The following is a 17,712-nucleotide window of genomic DNA, read 5'->3' as shown; positions in this document are numbered from 1 at the left end:
CCGTCATGCTGAGGAGCGCGGAACGCGCGTCTCGAAGCACGACGGCCCAGCCGGCAGCCGGGCCGTTCATCCTTCGAGGCTCGCAAGAGCTCGCGCCTCAGGATGACGAGCAAAGAGGAGCGGAATGCCGCAGACAACCGGAGCGCAGTCCCGTTACATCATCCGCTCATGCATCTCGAAATCGACGTAGACCGGCGGAAGATGCAGCCCGCGGCCGGCAAGCATTTTTGCGCTCCCGGCTCCGAGTTCGGTGACCTCGAGTGAGATGCCGAGTCCGTCCCGGTAGAGGATCGGCTGATAGCCCTTGATGATTCTCTGGCCGAACGCGGGATAGGGCGGCGCGCCATCGGAGAACGCGTGGCGGAATGCCTGGTAGAGCGTCGACGATCGCAGGGTCTCCATCGCGGCGCGCCCATGCCCTTCGGCAAGGCAGATGCGGATTCGGAAATAGGTGTTGTAGCTTTGACGCAGCTTCTCGATCGCAATGAATCCGGCTGCGCCCGCTCCGTCGAGCGCGTAATAGGCCGTCGTCCGATCCTGTTCCGGCGTCGCCGTCTCGGCCGCCTGCAACTGCTCTTTCTCCTTGTGCAGCAGGCCGGCAATGTCGGTCTGTCCCGCGTCCTTGCGCAGTTCAACTGCGCAATTGCGCACGATGCTGGTGCTTGCGCGATGGTTCAGGTCGATCTCCGCGCCGCCGTCCGGTAGGGCGTGCCAGCCGGCGGCCTCAAGTCGCGCCCCTGATCCGGAAAACAGCGCGTTGAATGGCGGTGAGGTGATGCCGTGTCCGTAACGCGCGCAGAGATCGACGACGATCCCGCACGCGGCAGTGACGCCGGGGTCGGTTTTGTCGGCGACGGCCGATGTCCCGCCATCCGCCGGGATCGCGAATACGGCCATGACGGCTTTGGAAAAACCGGAGACCTTGCGTTCCGCCTCTCGCCTGGCGAGCACGGCCGGATCAGGCGGAGGTGCTTCCGATGAATCGACGCCGGACGTCGCCCGTGCCGTCGAAGCGGTCTGCAGGCTTCGGCGGCCGAGTGCGGCGAGGAAGCAGAAGGCAGAGAAAGCAAAGGCGCAGGTCGCCGGGATCGCGGCGATCAATCCATACGGCACGTGCACGCCAAACCATGCCTCGATGCGATCCTGGACAGCGGAAAAGAAGTAGAAGATGACAAACGGCGCAACGGCGAAGAACACCGCAAGGCCGGTGGTCAGGCCACTGTCGTGGAAGCGCCGGGCCGTCACGGCAAACAGCGGCAGCGCTATTGCGACGGCGGCGTAGACCGTCTTGTCGAGCTGATGGGCTGCGAGCAGGAGCAGCAGACAAAAGCCGAAGAACCACCAGAACTCGGCACGCGAAGCCCGTCCGGTGAAATCAGCGAACTTCCTGAAACAGGTGGCGATCGACGCGGTGGGATGCACGACCATCTCCGGCAGACGGCAGCACTCTAGCGGCGAAGATTTACGTTTCCCTATTGCTGAGCGGACAATTGTGGCCTTCAGGCGCAATTGCGGACGGTATCGATTTACGTCAACATCGCCTCCACGAAGGCTCCCATGCGAGGGATGCCGTTGGAGGCGCGCCGATGCCAACCGATGCCACCGATGCAATTGAAGCCGGAATCCGGTCCGCGTTCACGGCATACTCCAAGGAGGATGATCCGGACTGGCGGAGCGCGTGCTGGATCAAGCCGGATGAGTGCTCCCACCTCGCACGGAGCATATTGAAGGAATTGGCGGCCCGCGGCCTTGAGATCGTCAAGAAGCCGGCTTGATCGCCTCAAGACTCCGACGATTCATGTCACGAGAATGCGGATGTATGCCTCATCGGCGCGCCAAACATTCAGCGTCGTCCTGGCGAAGGCCAGGACCCATTACCCCAACTGTCGGTTGTCGCGCGACGCTGGGGGCCGCTTTCCCGTTCACAAGCAAATTCGCCTTCGCCAGGACGACGGTGGAGACATCGCGCTTCCCCACTAACCCCTCTCGATTGGCAGGGACTCATCCTTCGCCCATTCGCCCATCGAGCCGTCATAGAGCGTGAGATTGTCGTAGCCGAGCCGATGCAGCTGGAACAGGTCGATGGTCGCGGAGATGCCGCCGCCGCAATAGGCGACGACGCGCTTGTCCTTGGTGATGCCTTGCGCAGCAAACGTCGCTTCGGCCTCCTCAAGCGGCACGAACGTCTTGTGCTTGGGATCGATCAAGGTCGCCGCCGGCACGCTGACGCTGCCGGGGATGCGGCCGGGTCGGCCGTAACGGCTCGGCTCCAGTCCCTTGTAGAATTGCGGGCCGAGCGCGTTGACGATGACGGTGTCGCCCTCCGTGGTCGCGGCGAGCACGTCATGCTTGTCGACGAACATGCCGTCCTTCGGCCGCGCCGGAAACGTCGCCGGCGGATAGCCGCCGGCAAGTCCGGTCTCGATGTCGCGTCCTTCGGCGGTCCATTTGTCGATGCCGCCGTCGAGCACGGCGGCACCCTCGAAGCCGAGCGAGCGCAGCATCCACCAGAACCGCGTCGCCCACATTGCGGTGCCGATCGAATAGAGCACGACGCGGCTGCCCGCCGAGATGCCGTGGCGGCCGAACGCGGCTTCGAGCTGCGCTGTCGGCGGCATCATGAAACGCAGATGGGTATTGGCCTCGGAGAATTCGGCCTGCAAATCCAGGAAATTCGCGCCCGGGATGTGGCCGGCCTCGAACGTCTGGCGGCCCGAGACGACAATATAGGGAACGTTGCTGCCGGCGGGAGCCGGCTCCAGATAGGTCGTGCAGTCGAACAGGCGAAGGTCCGGCCGGGTCAGTATCTCGGCAAGTTCCGCCGTGGTGATCAGCTCGCTGTTGCCGGCCATTTTGCGTCCTCCCGGTGTGTGTTTAACGGGATGCTAAGATGCGCCAGATCACATGAAAAGCTGTCACTTTGCCCTTTGATTCACCCCAATCCGGTCCAATATAGCGGGGCATGCAGGACGCCGCTGCATGGCTTGCGTTTGGCCTCAATCGGCGCCATAAGCTATTGAATTCACTCCGAAACACGATCGTTTGGCCCGCCGCGCGCGAGGCCCATCGCCCCCTTGGTGAATGTCACCAAAACCTGATATTCGAGACGCCATGAACAAGCCCGAGATTTTGCCGCAAGACGACGTCGCCGGCCCCGCGCCGCGGCACCAAACCACGCAGGTCATGGTCGGCAACGTCGCCGTCGGCGGCGGCGCGCCGATCGTCGTGCAGTCGATGACCAACACCGACACCGCCGATGTCGACGGCACCATCGCCCAGGTCGCCGCGCTCTCCCGCGCCGGCTCCGAGATGGTCCGCATCACCGTCGACCGCGAGGAAGCCGCCGCTGCCGTGCCGCACATCCGTGACGGCCTGCGCAAGCGCGGCATCACCACGCCCCTGATCGGCGACTTCCACTATATCGGCCACAAGCTGCTCGCCGAATATCCGGCCTGCGCCGAAGCGCTCGACAAGTACCGCATCAATCCCGGCAATGTCGGCTTCAAGAACAAGCGCGATACGCAGTTCGCCGACATCATCGAGATCGCCAACAAGAACAACAAGCCGGTGCGCATCGGCGCCAATTGGGGCTCGCTCGACCAGGAGCTGCTCACCAAGCTGATGGACGAGAACACGGCGTCTGCGAATCCGCGCGATGCCCGCGCCGTGACGCGCGAGGCGATGGTGCAGTCGGCGCTGCTGTCGGCGGCGCGCGCGCAAGAGCTCGGCATGCCGAAGAACCGGATCATCCTGTCGGCGAAGGTCTCCGCCGTGCAGGACCTGATCGCGGTCTATCAGGAAGTCGTGCGCCGCTCGGATTATGCGATCCATCTCGGCCTCACCGAGGCCGGCATGGGCTCGAAGGGCATCGTGGCCTCCTCGGCCGCGCTGGGCATCCTGCTGCAGCAGGGCATCGGCGACACCATCCGCATCTCGCTGACGCCGGAGCCCGGCGGCGATCGCACGCTGGAAGTGCAGGTCGCGCAGGAATTGCTGCAGACCATGGGCTTCCGTACCTTCGTGCCGCTGGTTGCGGCATGCCCGGGCTGCGGCCGCACGACCTCGACCACGTTCCAGGAGCTGGCGCGCTCGATCCAGGATTTCATCCGCGACGAGATGCCGGCCTGGAAGACCAAGTATCCGGGCGTCGAGCAGCTCAACGTCGCGGTGATGGGCTGCATCGTCAACGGCCCGGGCGAATCCAAGCATGCCAATATCGGCATCTCGCTGCCCGGTACCGGCGAAGCGCCGGCCGCGCCTGTCTTCGTCGACGGCAAGAAGTTCCGCACCCTGCGCGGTCCGGGCATCGCCGCCGACTTCAAGGCATTGGTGATCGACTATATCGACCAGCGCTACGGCAACGGCGCCAAGCTGCCGGAGCAGGCCGGCGCCGCGGAGTAGTTTCACTCCGCGCGTGACCCACACTCAACCGTTGTTCCTGCCTAGTGCGCAATTGCGCACGGGAGCAGGGACCCATAACCACAGGATGTGGTTGTGGCGCGAGATGCGGGTTACCAGCCTTCGCAAAACCCGATCCTGTGGTTATGGGTCCCGGATCTGCGCTCCGCTTCGCTGCGCTTGTCCGGGACGACAGATATGTTTGAGGCGCAGATTGCGCTTCCGTCGATGCGCGTTACCATGCTCCCAATCAAGAATGATTGGGAGAACGCCCATGAGCTCGCTATCCGGCAAGCAGGGTCCGCGCTATCGCCACCTCGCCGACCAATCCGAGCCCTATGAGACCATCGGCGTCGAGAAGCTGACGCCGATCATCGGCGCGGAGATCTCCGGCGTCGATATCGGCAAGCTCGTTGGCGACGATGCGCGCTCCAACCGCCAGATGGACGAGATCCATCGCGCGCTCGCCGAAAACCTCGTCATCTTCTTCCGCGACCAGCACATCAGCCCCGACCAGCATCTCGCCTTCGGCCGCAAGTTCGGCGAGCTGCATGTGCATCCCGCCGCGCCCAATGAGGGCGATCCGGCGCTGATGAAGATCTACGCCGACAAGGATTCCCCACGCGCCAATGGCGAGGGCTGGCACACCGACGTGTCCTGCGATCTCGAGCCGCCGATGGGCTCGATCCTCTACATCAAGCAGTGCCCGCCGCGCGGCGGCGACACCCTGTTCGCCAACATGTACGCCGCCTATGAGGCGCTGTCGGACCGCATGAAGGCCTATCTCGACGGGCTGACCGCGCTGCATGATGGCGAACAGACCTATCGTGGCCTGTATGCGAACTACGGCGTCGCCGACAAACGGGAATATCCCCGCGCCGAGCATCCGATGGTTCGCACCCATCCGGTGACCGGCAAGAAATCGCTCTACGTCAATCGCGGCTTCACCCGCTTCATCGTCGGCATCCCGCGCGACGAGAGCGACGCCATGCTGGCCTATCTCTACCAGCACGCCGAGAATCCGCTGTTCCAGTGCCGCTTCCGCTGGACCGAGAACGCGATCGCGTTCTGGGACAACCGTTGCGCCCAGCATCGCGCGATGTGGGATTACTGGCCGCACACCCGCTCCGGCACCCGCGTCACCGTGAAGGGAGAGCGGCCGGTGTGAGATTTCGTAGGATGGGTAGAGCCAACGGGTCCGCGCAACGCGCGGCCCCGTTGGCTCCACCCATCCTACGAACTACAACGAAAATAAACTCGGGAGACCGCCTATGCTTCGCGCCGAGGACAACAAATTCCTCACCGAATCCGGTGAGGGGACCGGCATGGGCGAATTGCTGCGGCGGTTCTGGATTCCGGTGCTGCTGTCGGAGGAGTTGCTGGAGCCGGACAGCGATCCGAAGAAGATCGTCGTGATGGGCGAGGAGCTGCTCGCCTTCCGCGACACGAGAGGCGTGGTCGGCGTCATCGACCAGTACTGCCCGCATCGCGGCGCCAATCTCTGGCTCGGCCGCAACGAGGAATGCGGCATCCGCTGCGTCTATCACGGCTGGAAGTTCGACACCGACGGCCGCTGCGTCGACATGCCGACGTCGTATCCGGACCTCAACGCAAAGGACCTGATCCGGATCAAGTCCTATCCGGTGCGTGAATGGGGCGACATGATCTGGGCCTATATGGGCCCGGCCGATCAGATGCCTGAACTGCCGGCGCTGGAGATGGCGCTGCTGCCGGCCTCGCACCGCTTCGTCACCAAGAAGTGGCAGGACTGCAACTGGGTGCAGGCGGTGGAAGGCTCGATCGACACCGCGCATTTCACCTTCGCACACCTCTCCTTCGAGAAGGAGGAGAACGAGATCCTCGACATCAAGAAGCATTTCGTGAACCCGCTGACGCGGGTCGCGACCGATCACATGCGCTGGATCGCCGAGGATCCGCGCCCCGTCATCAAGATCAATCCGCATGAGGCCGGCCTCACGGTGGCGGGCGGACGGCTCACCGGCAGCGACAACATCTACTGGCGCATCGCCCAGTTCCTGATGCCGTTCCACAGCTACGCGCCGAGCTCGATGCCGGGCGAGAACATGTTCGGCCAGACCTTCGTGCCGGTCACCGACACCAATTGCTGGATCTACACCTATGCGTGGAATCCCCACCGGCCGCTGACCGATGCCGAGCGCGAAGGCTACGCCAACGGCAACGGCGTGATGGCTGTCGTCGACGAGAACTACGTGCCGCTGCGCAACAAGGCCAACGACTATCTGATCGACCGCAAGCTGCAGCGGACCAAAAGCTACACCGGCATCAAGGGCGTCTCCGAGCAGGACGCCGCGGTGCAGGACAGCCAGGGCCCGATCGCCGACCGTACCCGCGAGCATCTCGGCCCGACCGATCTCGGCATCATGCATTTCCGCAAGCTGGTCATGGAGGCGGCCCGCGCGCTGCAAAAGGGCGAGGCGCCGCCGCATGCTCAGCATCAGGACCGCTACACCGTGCGCTCCGGCGCCTGCGTCACCAGCAAGACCAAGGACCTCACCGCCGTCATGATCGAGCGGTTCGGCGACCCCGCCGGCTTCGTCGGCGGTCCCGGCCAGAACGCCGCGGCGGAATGATATCCACTGTCGTCCCGGCGAAGGCCGGGACCCATAACCACAGGGTTGCGTTGTTGAAGCGCGGTGTGGCTCCAGCCCGCAAACCAATTGGTACTTGTGGTAATGGGTCCCGGCCTTCGCCGGGACGACGGGTGGAGATACCGCGCGCTACAAAGGAATCCTGCGATACTCGCGGTTCGACAGGCTCGCCTCCTCCAGATCCAGGTCGCGCTCGATCCGCCGCCTGGTCTCGTCGGTGATCTTGCCGTCGCGCAGCAGCATATGGATGAACTTGCGCTCGGAGGCGATCAGCTCCCGCGTCAGCTCGGTGCCGGTGGCGGAGACGTCGTGCGTGTCGGGATTGAGCGAGTCGGGCAGCTGGTTGATCCGGATCTCGTGCCGCGAGCGCAAGAGCTTGATGACCTCGTCGGAAAGCTCGCGGTCGTCGGTGATGGCATCGAGCGACTTCAGCGCGGCGTTCAGCGCCTCGCGCCGCGCCGCGATCTCCTGCTCGTGCTCGGCGATGTGCTCGCTGCGCCCGTCCCTGGCGAGGCCGAGCCAGCGCACCACCGGCGGCAGAGTGAGGCCGAGCCCGACCAGCGTCACGAAGATCACGCCGAAGGCGACGAACAGGATCAGGTCGCGATACGGGAAGGCGTCTCCGCTCGGCAGCGTCAATGGCAGCGCCAGCGCCGCGGCGAGCGAGACCGCGCCGCGCACGCCGGTGAAGGCGACCACGAACACCGCCCGCCACGACGGCAGCGGATCGCGCTCGCTCACGCGTCGGCTGATCCAGCGCGGCAGATAGGTGCCGGGAAACACCCAGACGAAGCGCGCCACGATCACGATGACGGCGACCAGCACGGTCGCGGTGAGGATGTCGTGCAGCGGGAACGACTTCGACTTCTCGTACAGCGAACGCATCTGGAAGCCGGTCAAGAGGAACAGCAGGCCCTCGATCAGATAGATGATCAAGTCCCAGAAGAAGATGCCCTGCAGGCGCGTCGCGGCCGAGATCAACAGCGGTCCGTTCCAGCTCATGTAGAGGCCGCAGGCGACGGTCGCGATCACGCCGCTGCCGCCGAAATGCTCGGGGATCCAGTAGGCGAGATAGGGCGTGATCAGCGACAGCGTGATCTCGACCTGCGGATCCCTGGCGCGGCGGCGGGCGCGCAGGCTGAGCCAGCCGACCGCGGTGCCGAACGCGATCTCGCCGGCGACGATGACGAGGAAAGTGCCGGTCGCCTTCGGCAGCGAGAACAGCCCGGTGGTGATCGCGGCGAGCGCGAAGCGGTAGAGAATCAGCGCGGTCGCGTCATTGGCGAGCCCTTCGCCCTCGAGCACCACCAGGATGCGGCGGGGCATGCCGAGCCTGCGGGCGATCGCCAGCGGCGCGACCACGTCGGGCGGCGCGACGATGGCGCCGAGCAGGAAGCCGATGCTCCAGGGCAGGCCGATCAGATAATGGGTCGCGGTTGCGACCATGAAGGCGGTGAAGATCACGCAGCCGACCGACAGCAGGATGATCGGCCGCAGATTGGCCTTGAACTCGCGCCAGCTCATCGCGACGCTCGCCGAATAGATCAGCGGCGGCAGCACCACCAGCAGCACGAGCTCGGGCGGCAGTTCCAGCGACGGCATGCCCGGCACGAAGGCGAGCACGATGCCGACCAGCAGCAGCAGGATCGCGGGCGCGATATCGGTTCGCCGCGCCACCAGGGCGGTTCCCGCCAGCACGCCGAGCAAAGTGAGAAAAATCTGAAACTTGGCTTCCATAACGGGCTCAATTCGCCCGGAAACCAGCGCCAGTCAATGCGGTCCGGCCGGAGCCGGACCGCAGGGGGCGCGTCACAAAGCCGTCGCGGGCGCGCCGCGCCCGGTCGATCAATCCCTGAGGTCGTAGCGGTACGACTTCGAGACGATCTGCCAGCCGTCGGCGAGCTTCATCGCCACCAGATAGTCGGTGAAATAGCGCGGCGGCAGCTGGCAGCGCACCTTGATGAAGGCGGTGTTGTCGTCGGAGCGGTCGATGGTGACGATAAAATCCTCGCGCGGCTTGCCTTCGGCCTTCGCCGAGGTGCGCTTGCGCACCAAGGCAAGCCAGTCCGGCACGGTCAGGACCTTCAGCTCGCCCTTCTCCACCCAGCGCAAATCGGCGCTCGGATGAAAAGCCTCGGCGAGCTTGTCGGCATTGCTCTCGTAGAGACCGTCGAAATAGGTTTGCACGACGCTTTCGACGCTGGATCGATCTTGGCTCATCGGTTGGTCCTCCCGGCAGGATTGGATCGGCTGGAGCGTTTTCGAGCGAAGCGGGTGCCGGTTCGCGTGGAGAAAACGCGTCAGGCTCGAATCTAGAGCCCGCGTTCCGATTCAATCGGAACGGAAAGGGCTCCAGGATTTAGCCATGAACCGCTAGATTGCGCCATGGCCGGCGACAAAATTCTGCGTGAGGGACGAGTTGTGACCGCATCTGCAAATTCGAACGAACATATCCTGACCGGCGAATGCTTCTGCCGCGACGTGCGCTACGAGGGTGGCTGACGCGTTTGCCTATGCGCTCAATTGTCACTGCTCGAACTGCCGGCGCACCACGGGATCGGCGTTCAAGCCGTTCGCGGGAATCGCGCGCGACAAATTCACCGTGGTCGGCGGCGCTAACGAGCTCCTGATCTATGGCGATGAACTCACCCACGACGCGCATTGCGGCCGCTGCGGCTCGCTGCTCTATTCGCTGGTCCGCGACGGCGCCTATGTCCATGTCGCGATGGGCACGCTGCGCGATGCGCCGGCGATCCGGCCGACCGCCCATATCTTCGTCGGCTCCAAGGCGCCGTGGTACGCGATAACGGACGATCTGCCGCAATATCAGGAGCACGTGACGCAAGGCGGGGAATAAATCCGCGCGACGTCATCGGCGTGCTGCTTGTCGTCCTTGCCGACCGCCTTGCGCACGGCATCTCATCAGGCGGCGCAGCTAGATCGCGCTCGCGGCGATGTTCACCATCAGGGCGAGCAGCGCGGTGTTGAACACGAACGAGATGATGCCGTGCACGGTCGCGGTGCGGCGGATGATCTTGTCGGTGATGCCGACGTCTGAGACCTGCGCCGTCATGCCGATCACGAACGAGAAATAGACGAAGTCCCAGTAATCGGCGTCGGCATGTTCCTCGCCGCTCGGAAACTGCAATCCGCCGGGCGTCTCGCCGCGGTAATACTCATGGGCGTAGTGCAGCGCGAACGCGGTGTGCACCAAGGCCCATGACAGCGTGATGGTGACGATTGCCAGCGCCAGTCCGGCCGGGCTGCCTTTGGATGCGCCGAGCTCGAACACGATGGCGGCGAGGCTCGCCAGCGCGCCGAACGCGGTCAGCAGCAGGATCAGGAAACGTCCGTCGTCCTGCAGGATGGCGCTTCGCTTGATATGGGCGACGCCACAGCGCAGCATCATCACATAGGCAAGCACGAGATACAGCGCGGCGAAGGCATCCCAGCCCGCGAGCAGGCGGGTGACGAGGCGCGGTGCTCCCGGCACCAGCAGCGCAGCCAGGATGCCGAAAGCGATCGAGCCGAAGGTGCGCGGCCGGCCCACGACGACGCGGACCGGCAGCGGCAGCTTGCGGAAGCGAACAAGGCGGTCGTCGATCTCCCTGTTCATTTCGCGCGTTGCTCTCGGCTAGTTCTTGCGCTCGGCGACGAAGCGGGCGGCGGCGCGCAGCACGTCGCCTCGGTCGCCGAACACCGACAGCGCGGCGTCGGCACGCGCGAGGAGATCGCGCACGCGCTGCTTGGCGCCATCGATGCCGAGCTGGGTGACGAACGTGGTCTTGCCGAGCGCGGCGTCAGCGCCGGCCGGCTTGCCGAGCGCGGCAGCATCGCCCTCGACGTCGAGCAAATCGTCGGCGATCTGGAAGGCTTCACCGAGTGCTTTGCCGTAATCGTCGAGCGCCTGGTACTCCTTTTGTGAGGACTGGCCGAGGATCGCGCCGGCGATGCAGCCGAAGCGGAGCAGCGCGCCGGTCTTCATCTGCTGCAGGCGCGCGACATCGACCGGCTCGCGGTCGCCGAAGCGGCCTTCGCCGGCGAGGTCGAGGATCTGGCCGCCGGCCATGCCGCCGACGCCGGAGGCGCGCGCCAGCGCGCGGGTCAACAGCAGGCGGACCTGGGCGTCCTTGTGGATCGCATCACGGGTGATGATGTCGAATGCGATGGTGAGCAGCGCGTCGCCGGCGAGGATTGCGGTGGCGTCGTCATAGGCCTTGTGCAGGGTCGGGCGGCCGCGGCGCAGATCGGAATTGTCCATCGCCGGCAGGTCGTCGTGGATCAGCGAGTAGCAGTGGATGCATTCGAGCGCGGCGCCGACCAGCAGGGCGGCTTCGCGCGGGATGCCGAACACCGCGGCACTCTCGACCGCGAGGAACGGCCGCAGCCGCTTGCCGCCGCCGAGGCTCGAATAGCGCATCGCCTCGATCAGCCGCTTCGGGCGCACGATCTCATCGCTTTCGGTCGCGTCGGACAGCAGTTTGGCGAGCAGGGCTTCGGTATCCTCCGCGGTCTGGTCCAGCCGCTTGGAAAACTCTGCAGTACCGGTCGTCATTAAGAATTGCTCCAGATCGATTTTCGGCCGGACAATCGTTGATGGCATCGGCTTCGTCAATTCCCGCCCTGCGACGGAATGCGCCTTAAAAGTGCTGGAAAAACCGTGAATTATCCCGCAGACGTCGACGGCGCCGGCCGTGTTCTGGCGGGCGGGTCCCAAATCCTTCCTGGAATGGTCCTCCCCGGAAACCCTGCTTTGCGCATCGTCCGAATTTTGTTGCTGCTTTTGCTGGCCCTGCTGTTGCTGCCGTATCTGGTGGCGCCGTTCTACCGTACCGGCCATCCGGTTTCGGCGCTGATGGCCTGGCGGACCCTGCGCGGGGCCCCGGTGACGCGGCATTGGATCGATTTCGGCGCGATGTCGCCCTATCTGGCGCGGTCCGTGGTCGGCTCGGAGGATGCTCATTTCTGCAAGCATCGGGGCATCGACTGGGGCGCGCTGCGCGAGGTGCTCGACGACGCCGAGGATGGCGAGGTGGCCCGCGGCGGCTCGACCATCACCCAGCAGGTCGCCAAGAACCTGTTCCTGTGGTCCGGCCGCAGCGTGATCCGCAAGGGGCTGGAACTGCCGCTGGCACTCTGGATCGATCTCGTGTTGCCCAAGCAGCGGATCCTGGAAATCTACCTCAATATCGCGGAAATGGGCCCGTCCGGCCAGTTCGGCGCCGAAGCCGGCGCCCAATATGCCTTCGGCCGGTCCGCCGCGGGGCTGTCAGCCCGCGAGGCCGCGCTTTTGGCGGCGATCCTGCCGAATCCGGCCAAGAGGAGCGCCCGGAACCCCGGCCCGGGGGTCCGCAGGCTGTCCGCCACCTATATGGTCCGGGCCAACTCCGTGACGCGCTGCTGGCGCGAAAATCGCGGCTCCTGAGGCCGATTTCGGGCGCTTTTTGCTGTCTCCGGCCCTAGCTTTACGCAGTGCCTTCCTCTATAAGCGCGGCCTTACCGGCATCGCAGCTTGCGCTTCGAAGCGCTGAGCCGTCCGCATTTCGGACGATGCCTCCGCAACACCCCTAGAGGACACCGTCATGGCCGTTCCCAGAAGAAAAACCTCGCCGTCGCGCCGTGGCATGCGCCGTTCGGCCGATGCGATCAAGACCCCGACCTATGTCGAGGACAAGGACTCCGGCGAACTGCGCCGTCCGCACCACCTCGACCTGAAGACCGGCATGTACAAGGGCCGTCAGGTCCTGAAGGCCAAGAAAGAGTCCTGATCGGACATTCGGTCCACGCGCCGCAGCCATGCGGCGCGGCGCCTGAATTCGGTCAACGAGTGCGGCCAAGACGGGCGCGTCCGCGGCGAGGCCAATGAGCGTCGCCGCATTGCTGGTTCTCCCTGAATAAGGCGCAAGCCCCGATGGTCGGTTTTCCGCTGCTGCTCGTTCCGCTCGCGGTCTACAACATCATCGCTTTCCTGATGCCCGGCGTGTCGTTCACGGACCCGCTGATCAGGCTGACATTGCTGTCGGGCGAGCAGTGGCAGATCACGCTCAGCGACATGCTGCTCGCCGCCGCCGTACTGCTGTTGCTGCTCGAGGTCATCAAGGGCGCGCGCCCCGGCGCGAAATATCTCACCGACCATCTGCTGTCGCTGATCGTGTTCGGCGCCGCCGCTGCCGAATTCGTGCTCTGGCCGAAATTCGGCAACTCGACCTATGGCCTGCTCACGCTGCTGGCGCTGGTCGATTTCATTTCCGGAATTGCGCTGCGCACCCGCCGCCGTGCGGTGGTCGCACCGGCGCCCAGCGCCGGCAGGGCGCACCCTGCGGCAGCTGAGGCACCGCAACCTGCACCCGTAGCGGAGCCGGCACCCCGGCCTGAGCCCGCGCCTGTCGCCGCGCCGGCGCCTGCCGCGCCGCCACCGGCCGCACCGGTCCCCTCGGCGACGTCGGTTGCGGAATCCGTGCTACTCGATCAGTCCGCGCCAAAGCCGACGGTGACCTCGCCGGATTTGCAGCCGGGCGGCCATCCGCCGTCGGACGCGCCGCAGCGCTGATATTTTCCTAGATGATCTGCCGGGTCCGCCGCGCCACGCTGCGGCGTTCGTCGACATGCGGGCCGTAAGCGCTCTGCGCGTCGGCCAATGACCCACGCCGCTGCCCGCGCGTCTGCGGTTCGTGTGCGGCGGTCGCGATCAGATGAGCCACAAACGACGGATCGGCATGCGGCAGCGGGATCTTGGGCGCCCAATGGGTGGTCGCGGCCAGCGGCACCAGCGCCGTGCTGGCCGCCGCAGCATCGCCGGTGCACTCGCCGTCGAGGATTTCCGATTGATCGATATCCGGCATCGTCTGCGACCCGTTGGAGCGTCATAGTTTGGGACGTTGCGGCCCTCCGCAACACCCCTGTGGCAAGGGTCATGCCCGCCGTCCCCAGTTCGTTCCCGGACAGTCGAAAACGTGGTTTCCAGATTATTTATCAACTTCACCTAGCGTTGGATTCGCCGGAACCACTATCTTGAGAGCGTGTAGAATCACCGGGCGCCGTCCCAAATCGAGACATGTTCGATGCCCCCTGTCCCGCCAGCTGCCAGCATCCTCGCCTCGCTCGGCCAAGCGACATTCGCCTGGGACCTCGCGAGCGATGCGATCGCCTGGAGCGACAATGTGGCAGCGGTCTTCCCGGATATCCCGGTCGCGGCGCTGGCGAGCGGCGCCGAGCTTGCAAAGCTGATCGAGCCATCGCGCTCGGTGCGATCCGATGCGCTCGGCGCGCCGGCGCCGGTACGCGGCGGGGAGGGCGTTCCCTACCGGATCGAATATGGCGTGCGGGCCGTCACCTCGGCGCCGGTGATCTGGATCGAGGAGACCGGCTGCTGGTTTGCCGGCGCCGACGGCAGGCCGGCGCGCGTGCAGGGCGTCGTCCGCATCAACAATGAGCGGCATGCCCGCGACGAGCAGCTGCTGAAGCTGTCGCGGCACGACCCGCTGACCAATGAGCTCAACCGCACCCATCTGATCGCCTCGCTCGCCGAGACGATGGAGGAGTGCGCGCGCTTCCGCTCCTCCTGCGCCTTCATGCTGATCGGCATCGATCACCTCGCGCGCGTCAACGATGCCTTTGGCTTCGATGTCGCCGACGCCGTCATCGCCGAGGTCGCGAAGCGGATTCGTGCGCGGCTGCGCAGCGGCGACATGCTCGGCCGCTTCTCCGGCAACAAGTTCGGCCTGATCTTGCGCAACTGCACCGTCGACGACACCAATGTCGCGGCCGAGCGCTTCCTGGCCGCGGTGCGCGACGAGGTGGTGCCGACCAAGTCCGGCCCGGTATCGGTGACGGTCTCGATCGGCGCCGTCACCATTCCCCGCCATGCGCGGTCGGCGGAGGAGGCGGTCAATCGCGCCCAGGAGACGCTGGACGCGGCCAAGAGCCGCCGCGCCGGATCGTTCGCGCTGTGGAAGCCGAATGTCGAGCGCGACGCCCAGCGCCGCGTCAACATCCGCGTCACCGACGAGATCGTCACCGCGCTGAACGAGCGCCGCATCGTGATCGGCTTCGAGCCCGTGGTCGATGCGTGCCTGCGGCAGCCCGCGTTCTACGAGTGCCTGGTCCGGATGGAGCAGGACGACGGCCGCGCGCTGCTCGCGCCCGATATCGTGCCGGTCGCCGAGCGGCTCGGCCTGATCCGGCTGGTCGATCACCGTGTGCTGGAGCTCGCCATCGCCGAGCTCGCTGCCGCTCCCGGCGTACAGCTCAGCCTCAACATCTCGCCCGACACCACGATGGATCCGGACTGGTGGGCCACCATCGAATCTTTGATGCGCGCGCATCCCGGCGTCGGCGAGCGGCTGATCGTCGAGATCACCGAGACGGTGGCAATCCAGGATATCGACGACGTGCGCGGCTTTGTCACGCGCCTGAAGAACTTCGGCAGCCGGATCGCGATCGACGATTTCGGCGCCGGCTACACCTCGTTCCGCAACTTGCGCAAGCTCGGCGTCGACATCGTGAAGATCGACGGCGCCTTCGTGCAGAACATCGTGCGTTCGGCCGACGACCGCGCTTTCGTGCAAACGCTGATCGATCTCGCCCGCCGCCTCGAGATCAGGACGGTCGCCGAATGGGTGCAGGACGAGGAAGCCGCCGTGATGCTGCGCGAATGGGGCTGCGACTTCATCCAGGGCCGCCTGATCGGCCTCGCCTCGCCGGACCGCCCGTGGAACGCGCCGGCGGAGAAGCCCGTGCCCGCCACGGGCTGATCTGTTCGTCAAATCAACGGTGTCGTCCCGGCGAAAGCCGGGACCCATACGCCGCAGCCTCTCGATGAAGCGATCTGGCAGACGTTTGCTTCAAACAACCGACATTTGTGGTTATGGGCCCCGGCTTTCGCCGGGGCGACGTTGGGTGAGGTGCGCGGCGCAAAGCCATGCTCGTCCTTCTTCGGCTGACCGCCACGCTTCAGGCCTTTTCTTCAGCTCTCGCCGCCGGCGAAGATGTCCTTGCGGATCACTGCATGGACGCCCCAATTGCCGTCGACCACCTGGGTGACGCCGAAGTCGACGCCGAGCGAGATCAGCGAGATGGCCTCGTCCTCGGTCAGCTTCTTCGTCGTCATCAGGAATTTGCGCATCTTGCGGAAGGCGTCGCGCAGAGCGAGGTCGACCGACGACTTCTTGTAGATCTCGGTCTGCGCGCTGGAGCCGAGCTCGCTGAGATAGTTGGCATAGCTGAAGCCGTGCACCAGCCATTCGTCCTGGGTCTCCAGCATCGGGTAGTCGAGCGCTTCCAGCGCGGTGCCGGCGAGGTCGGCCTTCTTGTGCAGGATGATCTGGAAGGTGCCGTTGAGCGAGCATTCGATCGCGGTGCCGCACAGTTCGGAATCGCCCTGCGAAGCATGGGAGTCGCCGACAGAGAGCAGCCCGCCCTCGACCGCCACCGGGTAATACATCGTGGCGCCCTTGCCGATACGCCAATTGTCGATGTTGCCGCCGGTGTAGCTCGGCGGGATCGAATCGACGAACTCGGCCTCCTTCGGCGCGAGCCCGATCACGCCGAAATGCGGACGCACCGGGATGCGCACGTTCTTCAGGATGCCGTGGTTCTCCTTGACGGTCGAATGATCGACCGGGACGCCGGGATAATCGATCGTCTTGTGCACCACGCCGGACGGATCGGTCTGCGGCGTCCAGGTGAAATTGTAGACGGCGCGCGCCCAGTTGCGCTCGCCGGTCGCGTCGACCTCGTAGATGGTGACCACCTCGCGCGGCTTCGGCTCGGTGAGCAGATCCTTGTAGTGGAAGCCCCACGATGCCGCGGCGTTGCTGCCGAACGCCTTGCCGGAAAATTTCGGGTTGGCGCAGGGCCGCGGCGCGACGTCGATGATGCGCAGCTCGAGCACGTCGCCTTCCTCGGCGCCGCGCACGAACACCGGCCCGGTGCAGATATGCACCCCGAGGCCTTCGCCGGCGCCGCGTCCGAACAGCGAGGCATCCATCGGGCCGGCGCCGCGCCGGTTCACGCCCTTCTTCTCCTTGGTCCAGAGATAGACGCTCTCGACGCCGGGATCGCCCTTGACCATGCGCTCGGCATCGTCATTGGCGTGATGCGTCAGCGCCTCGATGGTGATGAAGTCGCCGGAATTGATCTCGACGCGCGGCTTCAGCGATTTGCTGAAATAGCCCCAATGCACGGTGTCGGCATTCGCTGGCAAATGGTGATAGGCGCGCTGCGCCGGCTGATGCTTCTCGGCGGCGGCCGCCATTTTCGGCGTCACCAGCGAGATGCCGCCGGCGGTCATTGCCGCGGCGCCGCCCGCCGCCGCGAAGCTTGAGCGCAGGAACGAACGGCGTTCGCGGTCGAGCGTCTCCTTGAACTGGCGATGATGCAATTCGAAGTCCGGGCAGTTCTTGTCGTCACCTGCGCACATCTTGAGCTCCTCCTTGGATCGAAAGTGCGCATGAGAGTGCATGGTGCCGCGCCGCTCCGACATGACCGGGCGCGCCCAATAATTTGTCGGCGCGCTTGCTGTCGTCGCGGCGCAAAGGCCTGTGCAACAGCGTGCAAGGCATCTGCGGCGGCCGTCTTCGCATCGCGGCATGGCCGGAGCGGTCAAGAATTTGGGCGCATTCGATCAAGTTGCACTGCGTTCGCCGCTGATAGCGCTGCCACGCGAAAGCGGCCGCTTCCGCGC

Annotated in this window: 16 protein-coding genes and 1 pseudogene; 9 read left to right on the top strand and 8 right to left on the bottom strand. The window is 65.3% G+C overall.

The genetic code is table 11. The annotated features are described in order from the left end of the window. Positions 1-153: 153 nt before the first annotated feature. Positions 154-1,422: a DUF805 domain-containing protein gene (locus ACVW1B_RS33650; protein ID WP_253606010.1), complete on the bottom strand. Its 1,269-nt coding sequence runs from the start codon at positions 1,420-1,422 to the stop codon at positions 154-156. A gap of 164 nt (positions 1,423-1,586) precedes the next feature. On the opposite strand from ACVW1B_RS33650, the gene ACVW1B_RS33645 reads away from it, so the two are divergent. Next, positions 1,587-1,775, top strand: coding sequence for a hypothetical protein (locus ACVW1B_RS33645; RefSeq protein WP_253606011.1), 189 nt, complete (start codon positions 1,587-1,589; stop codon positions 1,773-1,775). Positions 1,776-1,976: 201 nt separating this feature from the next. Here ACVW1B_RS33645 and ACVW1B_RS33640 read toward each other — a convergent pair whose 3' ends face one another. Further along, positions 1,977-2,852 (bottom strand): sulfurtransferase, encoded by an 876-nt coding sequence (locus ACVW1B_RS33640; protein ID WP_253606013.1) that lies wholly within the window; start codon positions 2,850-2,852, stop codon positions 1,977-1,979. A gap of 259 nt (positions 2,853-3,111) precedes the next feature. Between ACVW1B_RS33640 and ispG the strand changes: the two genes are divergently transcribed. The 3 genes from ispG to ACVW1B_RS33625 all read left to right on the top strand — a co-directional run bounded on the left by ispG (position 3,112) and on the right by ACVW1B_RS33625 (position 7,010). Further along, positions 3,112-4,401: a flavodoxin-dependent (E)-4-hydroxy-3-methylbut-2-enyl-diphosphate synthase gene (ispG, locus tag ACVW1B_RS33635; protein ID WP_028338143.1), complete on the top strand. Its 1,290-nt coding sequence runs from the start codon at positions 3,112-3,114 to the stop codon at positions 4,399-4,401. Positions 4,402-4,672: 271 nt separating this feature from the next. Next, entirely contained in the window at positions 4,673-5,566 is an 894-nt protein-coding gene (locus tag ACVW1B_RS33630; protein ID WP_229192010.1) for a TauD/TfdA dioxygenase family protein, read from the top strand. A 103-nt stretch (positions 5,567-5,669) separates the two neighbouring features. Continuing rightward, positions 5,670-7,010: a Rieske 2Fe-2S domain-containing protein gene (locus ACVW1B_RS33625; protein ID WP_253606014.1), complete on the top strand. Its 1,341-nt coding sequence runs from the start codon at positions 5,670-5,672 to the stop codon at positions 7,008-7,010. Positions 7,011-7,157: 147 nt separating this feature from the next. Here ACVW1B_RS33625 and ACVW1B_RS33620 read toward each other — a convergent pair whose 3' ends face one another. Continuing rightward, positions 7,158-8,765, bottom strand: a complete 1,608-nt coding sequence (locus tag ACVW1B_RS33620) for a Na+/H+ antiporter (protein WP_253606015.1) — start codon at positions 8,763-8,765, stop codon at positions 7,158-7,160. A 108-nt stretch (positions 8,766-8,873) separates the two neighbouring features. Continuing rightward, a complete protein-coding gene (locus ACVW1B_RS33615) occupies positions 8,874-9,248 on the bottom strand; it encodes a nuclear transport factor 2 family protein (RefSeq protein ID WP_016847513.1) in 375 nt (124 codons plus the stop codon). A gap of 165 nt (positions 9,249-9,413) precedes the next feature. On the opposite strand from ACVW1B_RS33615, the pseudogene ACVW1B_RS33610 reads away from it, so the two are divergent. Next, positions 9,414-9,885: pseudogene (locus ACVW1B_RS33610) on the top strand (GFA family protein). Positions 9,886-9,963: 78 nt separating this feature from the next. On the opposite strand, the gene ACVW1B_RS33605 reads toward ACVW1B_RS33610, so the two are convergent. Both ACVW1B_RS33605 and ACVW1B_RS33600 read right to left on the bottom strand, forming a co-directional pair. Next, positions 9,964-10,644: a DUF1345 domain-containing protein gene (locus tag ACVW1B_RS33605; protein ID WP_253606017.1), complete on the bottom strand. Its 681-nt coding sequence runs from the start codon at positions 10,642-10,644 to the stop codon at positions 9,964-9,966. Positions 10,645-10,662: 18 nt separating this feature from the next. Next, positions 10,663-11,583 carry a polyprenyl synthetase family protein gene (locus tag ACVW1B_RS33600; RefSeq protein ID WP_092090496.1) on the bottom strand — a complete coding sequence of 307 codons (921 nt, stop codon included), beginning with the start codon at positions 11,581-11,583 and terminating at the stop codon, positions 10,663-10,665. Positions 11,584-11,781: 198 nt separating this feature from the next. Here ACVW1B_RS33600 and mtgA point away from each other — a divergent pair, with 198 nt between their 5' ends. From mtgA to ACVW1B_RS33585, 3 genes are all read left to right on the top strand, one after another. Next, the gene (gene mtgA, locus ACVW1B_RS33595; RefSeq protein ID WP_253609851.1) at positions 11,782-12,453 is read left to right on the top strand and encodes a monofunctional biosynthetic peptidoglycan transglycosylase; all 672 of its coding nucleotides are present in this window, start codon (positions 11,782-11,784) and stop codon (positions 12,451-12,453) included. A gap of 157 nt (positions 12,454-12,610) precedes the next feature. Continuing rightward, the gene (gene rpmF / locus ACVW1B_RS33590) at positions 12,611-12,796 is read left to right on the top strand and encodes a 50S ribosomal protein L32 (protein ID WP_021077536.1); all 186 of its coding nucleotides are present in this window, start codon (positions 12,611-12,613) and stop codon (positions 12,794-12,796) included. A 143-nt stretch (positions 12,797-12,939) separates the two neighbouring features. Next, positions 12,940-13,578, top strand: a complete 639-nt coding sequence (locus ACVW1B_RS33585; protein WP_057015581.1) for a hypothetical protein — start codon at positions 12,940-12,942, stop codon at positions 13,576-13,578. 7 nt (positions 13,579-13,585) lie between these two features. On the opposite strand, the gene ACVW1B_RS33580 is transcribed toward ACVW1B_RS33585, so the two are convergent. After that, complete coding sequence (locus tag ACVW1B_RS33580; protein WP_069279792.1) at positions 13,586-13,870, bottom strand: hypothetical protein; 285 nt, start codon at positions 13,868-13,870, stop codon at positions 13,586-13,588. A 219-nt stretch (positions 13,871-14,089) separates the two neighbouring features. Between ACVW1B_RS33580 and ACVW1B_RS33575 the strand changes: the two genes are divergently transcribed. Continuing rightward, positions 14,090-15,781, top strand: coding sequence for a bifunctional diguanylate cyclase/phosphodiesterase (locus ACVW1B_RS33575; RefSeq protein WP_253606018.1), 1,692 nt, complete (start codon positions 14,090-14,092; stop codon positions 15,779-15,781). A gap of 212 nt (positions 15,782-15,993) precedes the next feature. Here the strand turns inward: ACVW1B_RS33575 and ACVW1B_RS33570 are convergent, their stop codons facing one another. Continuing rightward, positions 15,994-17,448, bottom strand: coding sequence for an acetamidase/formamidase family protein (locus tag ACVW1B_RS33570; RefSeq protein ID WP_253606019.1), 1,455 nt, complete (start codon positions 17,446-17,448; stop codon positions 15,994-15,996). Positions 17,449-17,712: the final 264 nt, after the last annotated feature.

The organism is Bradyrhizobium sp. USDA 4502, from assembly GCF_054063355.1.
The sequence above is the reverse complement of the archived record's forward strand: the minus strand, read 5'-3'. Positions and strand labels throughout refer to the sequence as shown.

Excerpts from the sequence above, each read along its gene's own strand:
- ACVW1B_RS33645 (WP_253606011.1), top strand. The coding sequence starts at position 1,587 with ATGCCAACCGATGCCACCGATGCAATTGAAGCCGGAATCCGGTCCGCG.
- ACVW1B_RS33640 (WP_253606013.1), bottom strand. The coding sequence starts at position 2,852 with ATGGCCGGCAACAGCGAGCTGATCACCACGGCGGAACTTGCCGAGATA.
- ispG (WP_028338143.1), top strand. The coding sequence starts at position 3,112 with ATGAACAAGCCCGAGATTTTGCCGCAAGACGACGTCGCCGGCCCCGCG.
- ACVW1B_RS33630 (WP_229192010.1), top strand. The coding sequence starts at position 4,673 with ATGAGCTCGCTATCCGGCAAGCAGGGTCCGCGCTATCGCCACCTCGCC.
- ACVW1B_RS33625 (WP_253606014.1), top strand. The coding sequence starts at position 5,670 with ATGCTTCGCGCCGAGGACAACAAATTCCTCACCGAATCCGGTGAGGGG.
- ACVW1B_RS33620 (WP_253606015.1), bottom strand. The coding sequence starts at position 8,765 with ATGGAAGCCAAGTTTCAGATTTTTCTCACTTTGCTCGGCGTGCTGGCG.
- ACVW1B_RS33615 (WP_016847513.1), bottom strand. The coding sequence starts at position 9,248 with ATGAGCCAAGATCGATCCAGCGTCGAAAGCGTCGTGCAAACCTATTTC.
- ACVW1B_RS33605 (WP_253606017.1), bottom strand. The coding sequence starts at position 10,644 with ATGAACAGGGAGATCGACGACCGCCTTGTTCGCTTCCGCAAGCTGCCG.
- ACVW1B_RS33600 (WP_092090496.1), bottom strand. The coding sequence starts at position 11,583 with ATGACGACCGGTACTGCAGAGTTTTCCAAGCGGCTGGACCAGACCGCG.
- rpmF (WP_021077536.1), top strand. The coding sequence starts at position 12,611 with ATGGCCGTTCCCAGAAGAAAAACCTCGCCGTCGCGCCGTGGCATGCGC.
- ACVW1B_RS33585 (WP_057015581.1), top strand. The coding sequence starts at position 12,940 with ATGGTCGGTTTTCCGCTGCTGCTCGTTCCGCTCGCGGTCTACAACATC.
- ACVW1B_RS33580 (WP_069279792.1), bottom strand. The coding sequence starts at position 13,870 with ATGCCGGATATCGATCAATCGGAAATCCTCGACGGCGAGTGCACCGGC.
- ACVW1B_RS33575 (WP_253606018.1), top strand. The coding sequence starts at position 14,090 with ATGCCCCCTGTCCCGCCAGCTGCCAGCATCCTCGCCTCGCTCGGCCAA.
- ACVW1B_RS33570 (WP_253606019.1), bottom strand. The coding sequence starts at position 17,448 with ATGTGCGCAGGTGACGACAAGAACTGCCCGGACTTCGAATTGCATCAT.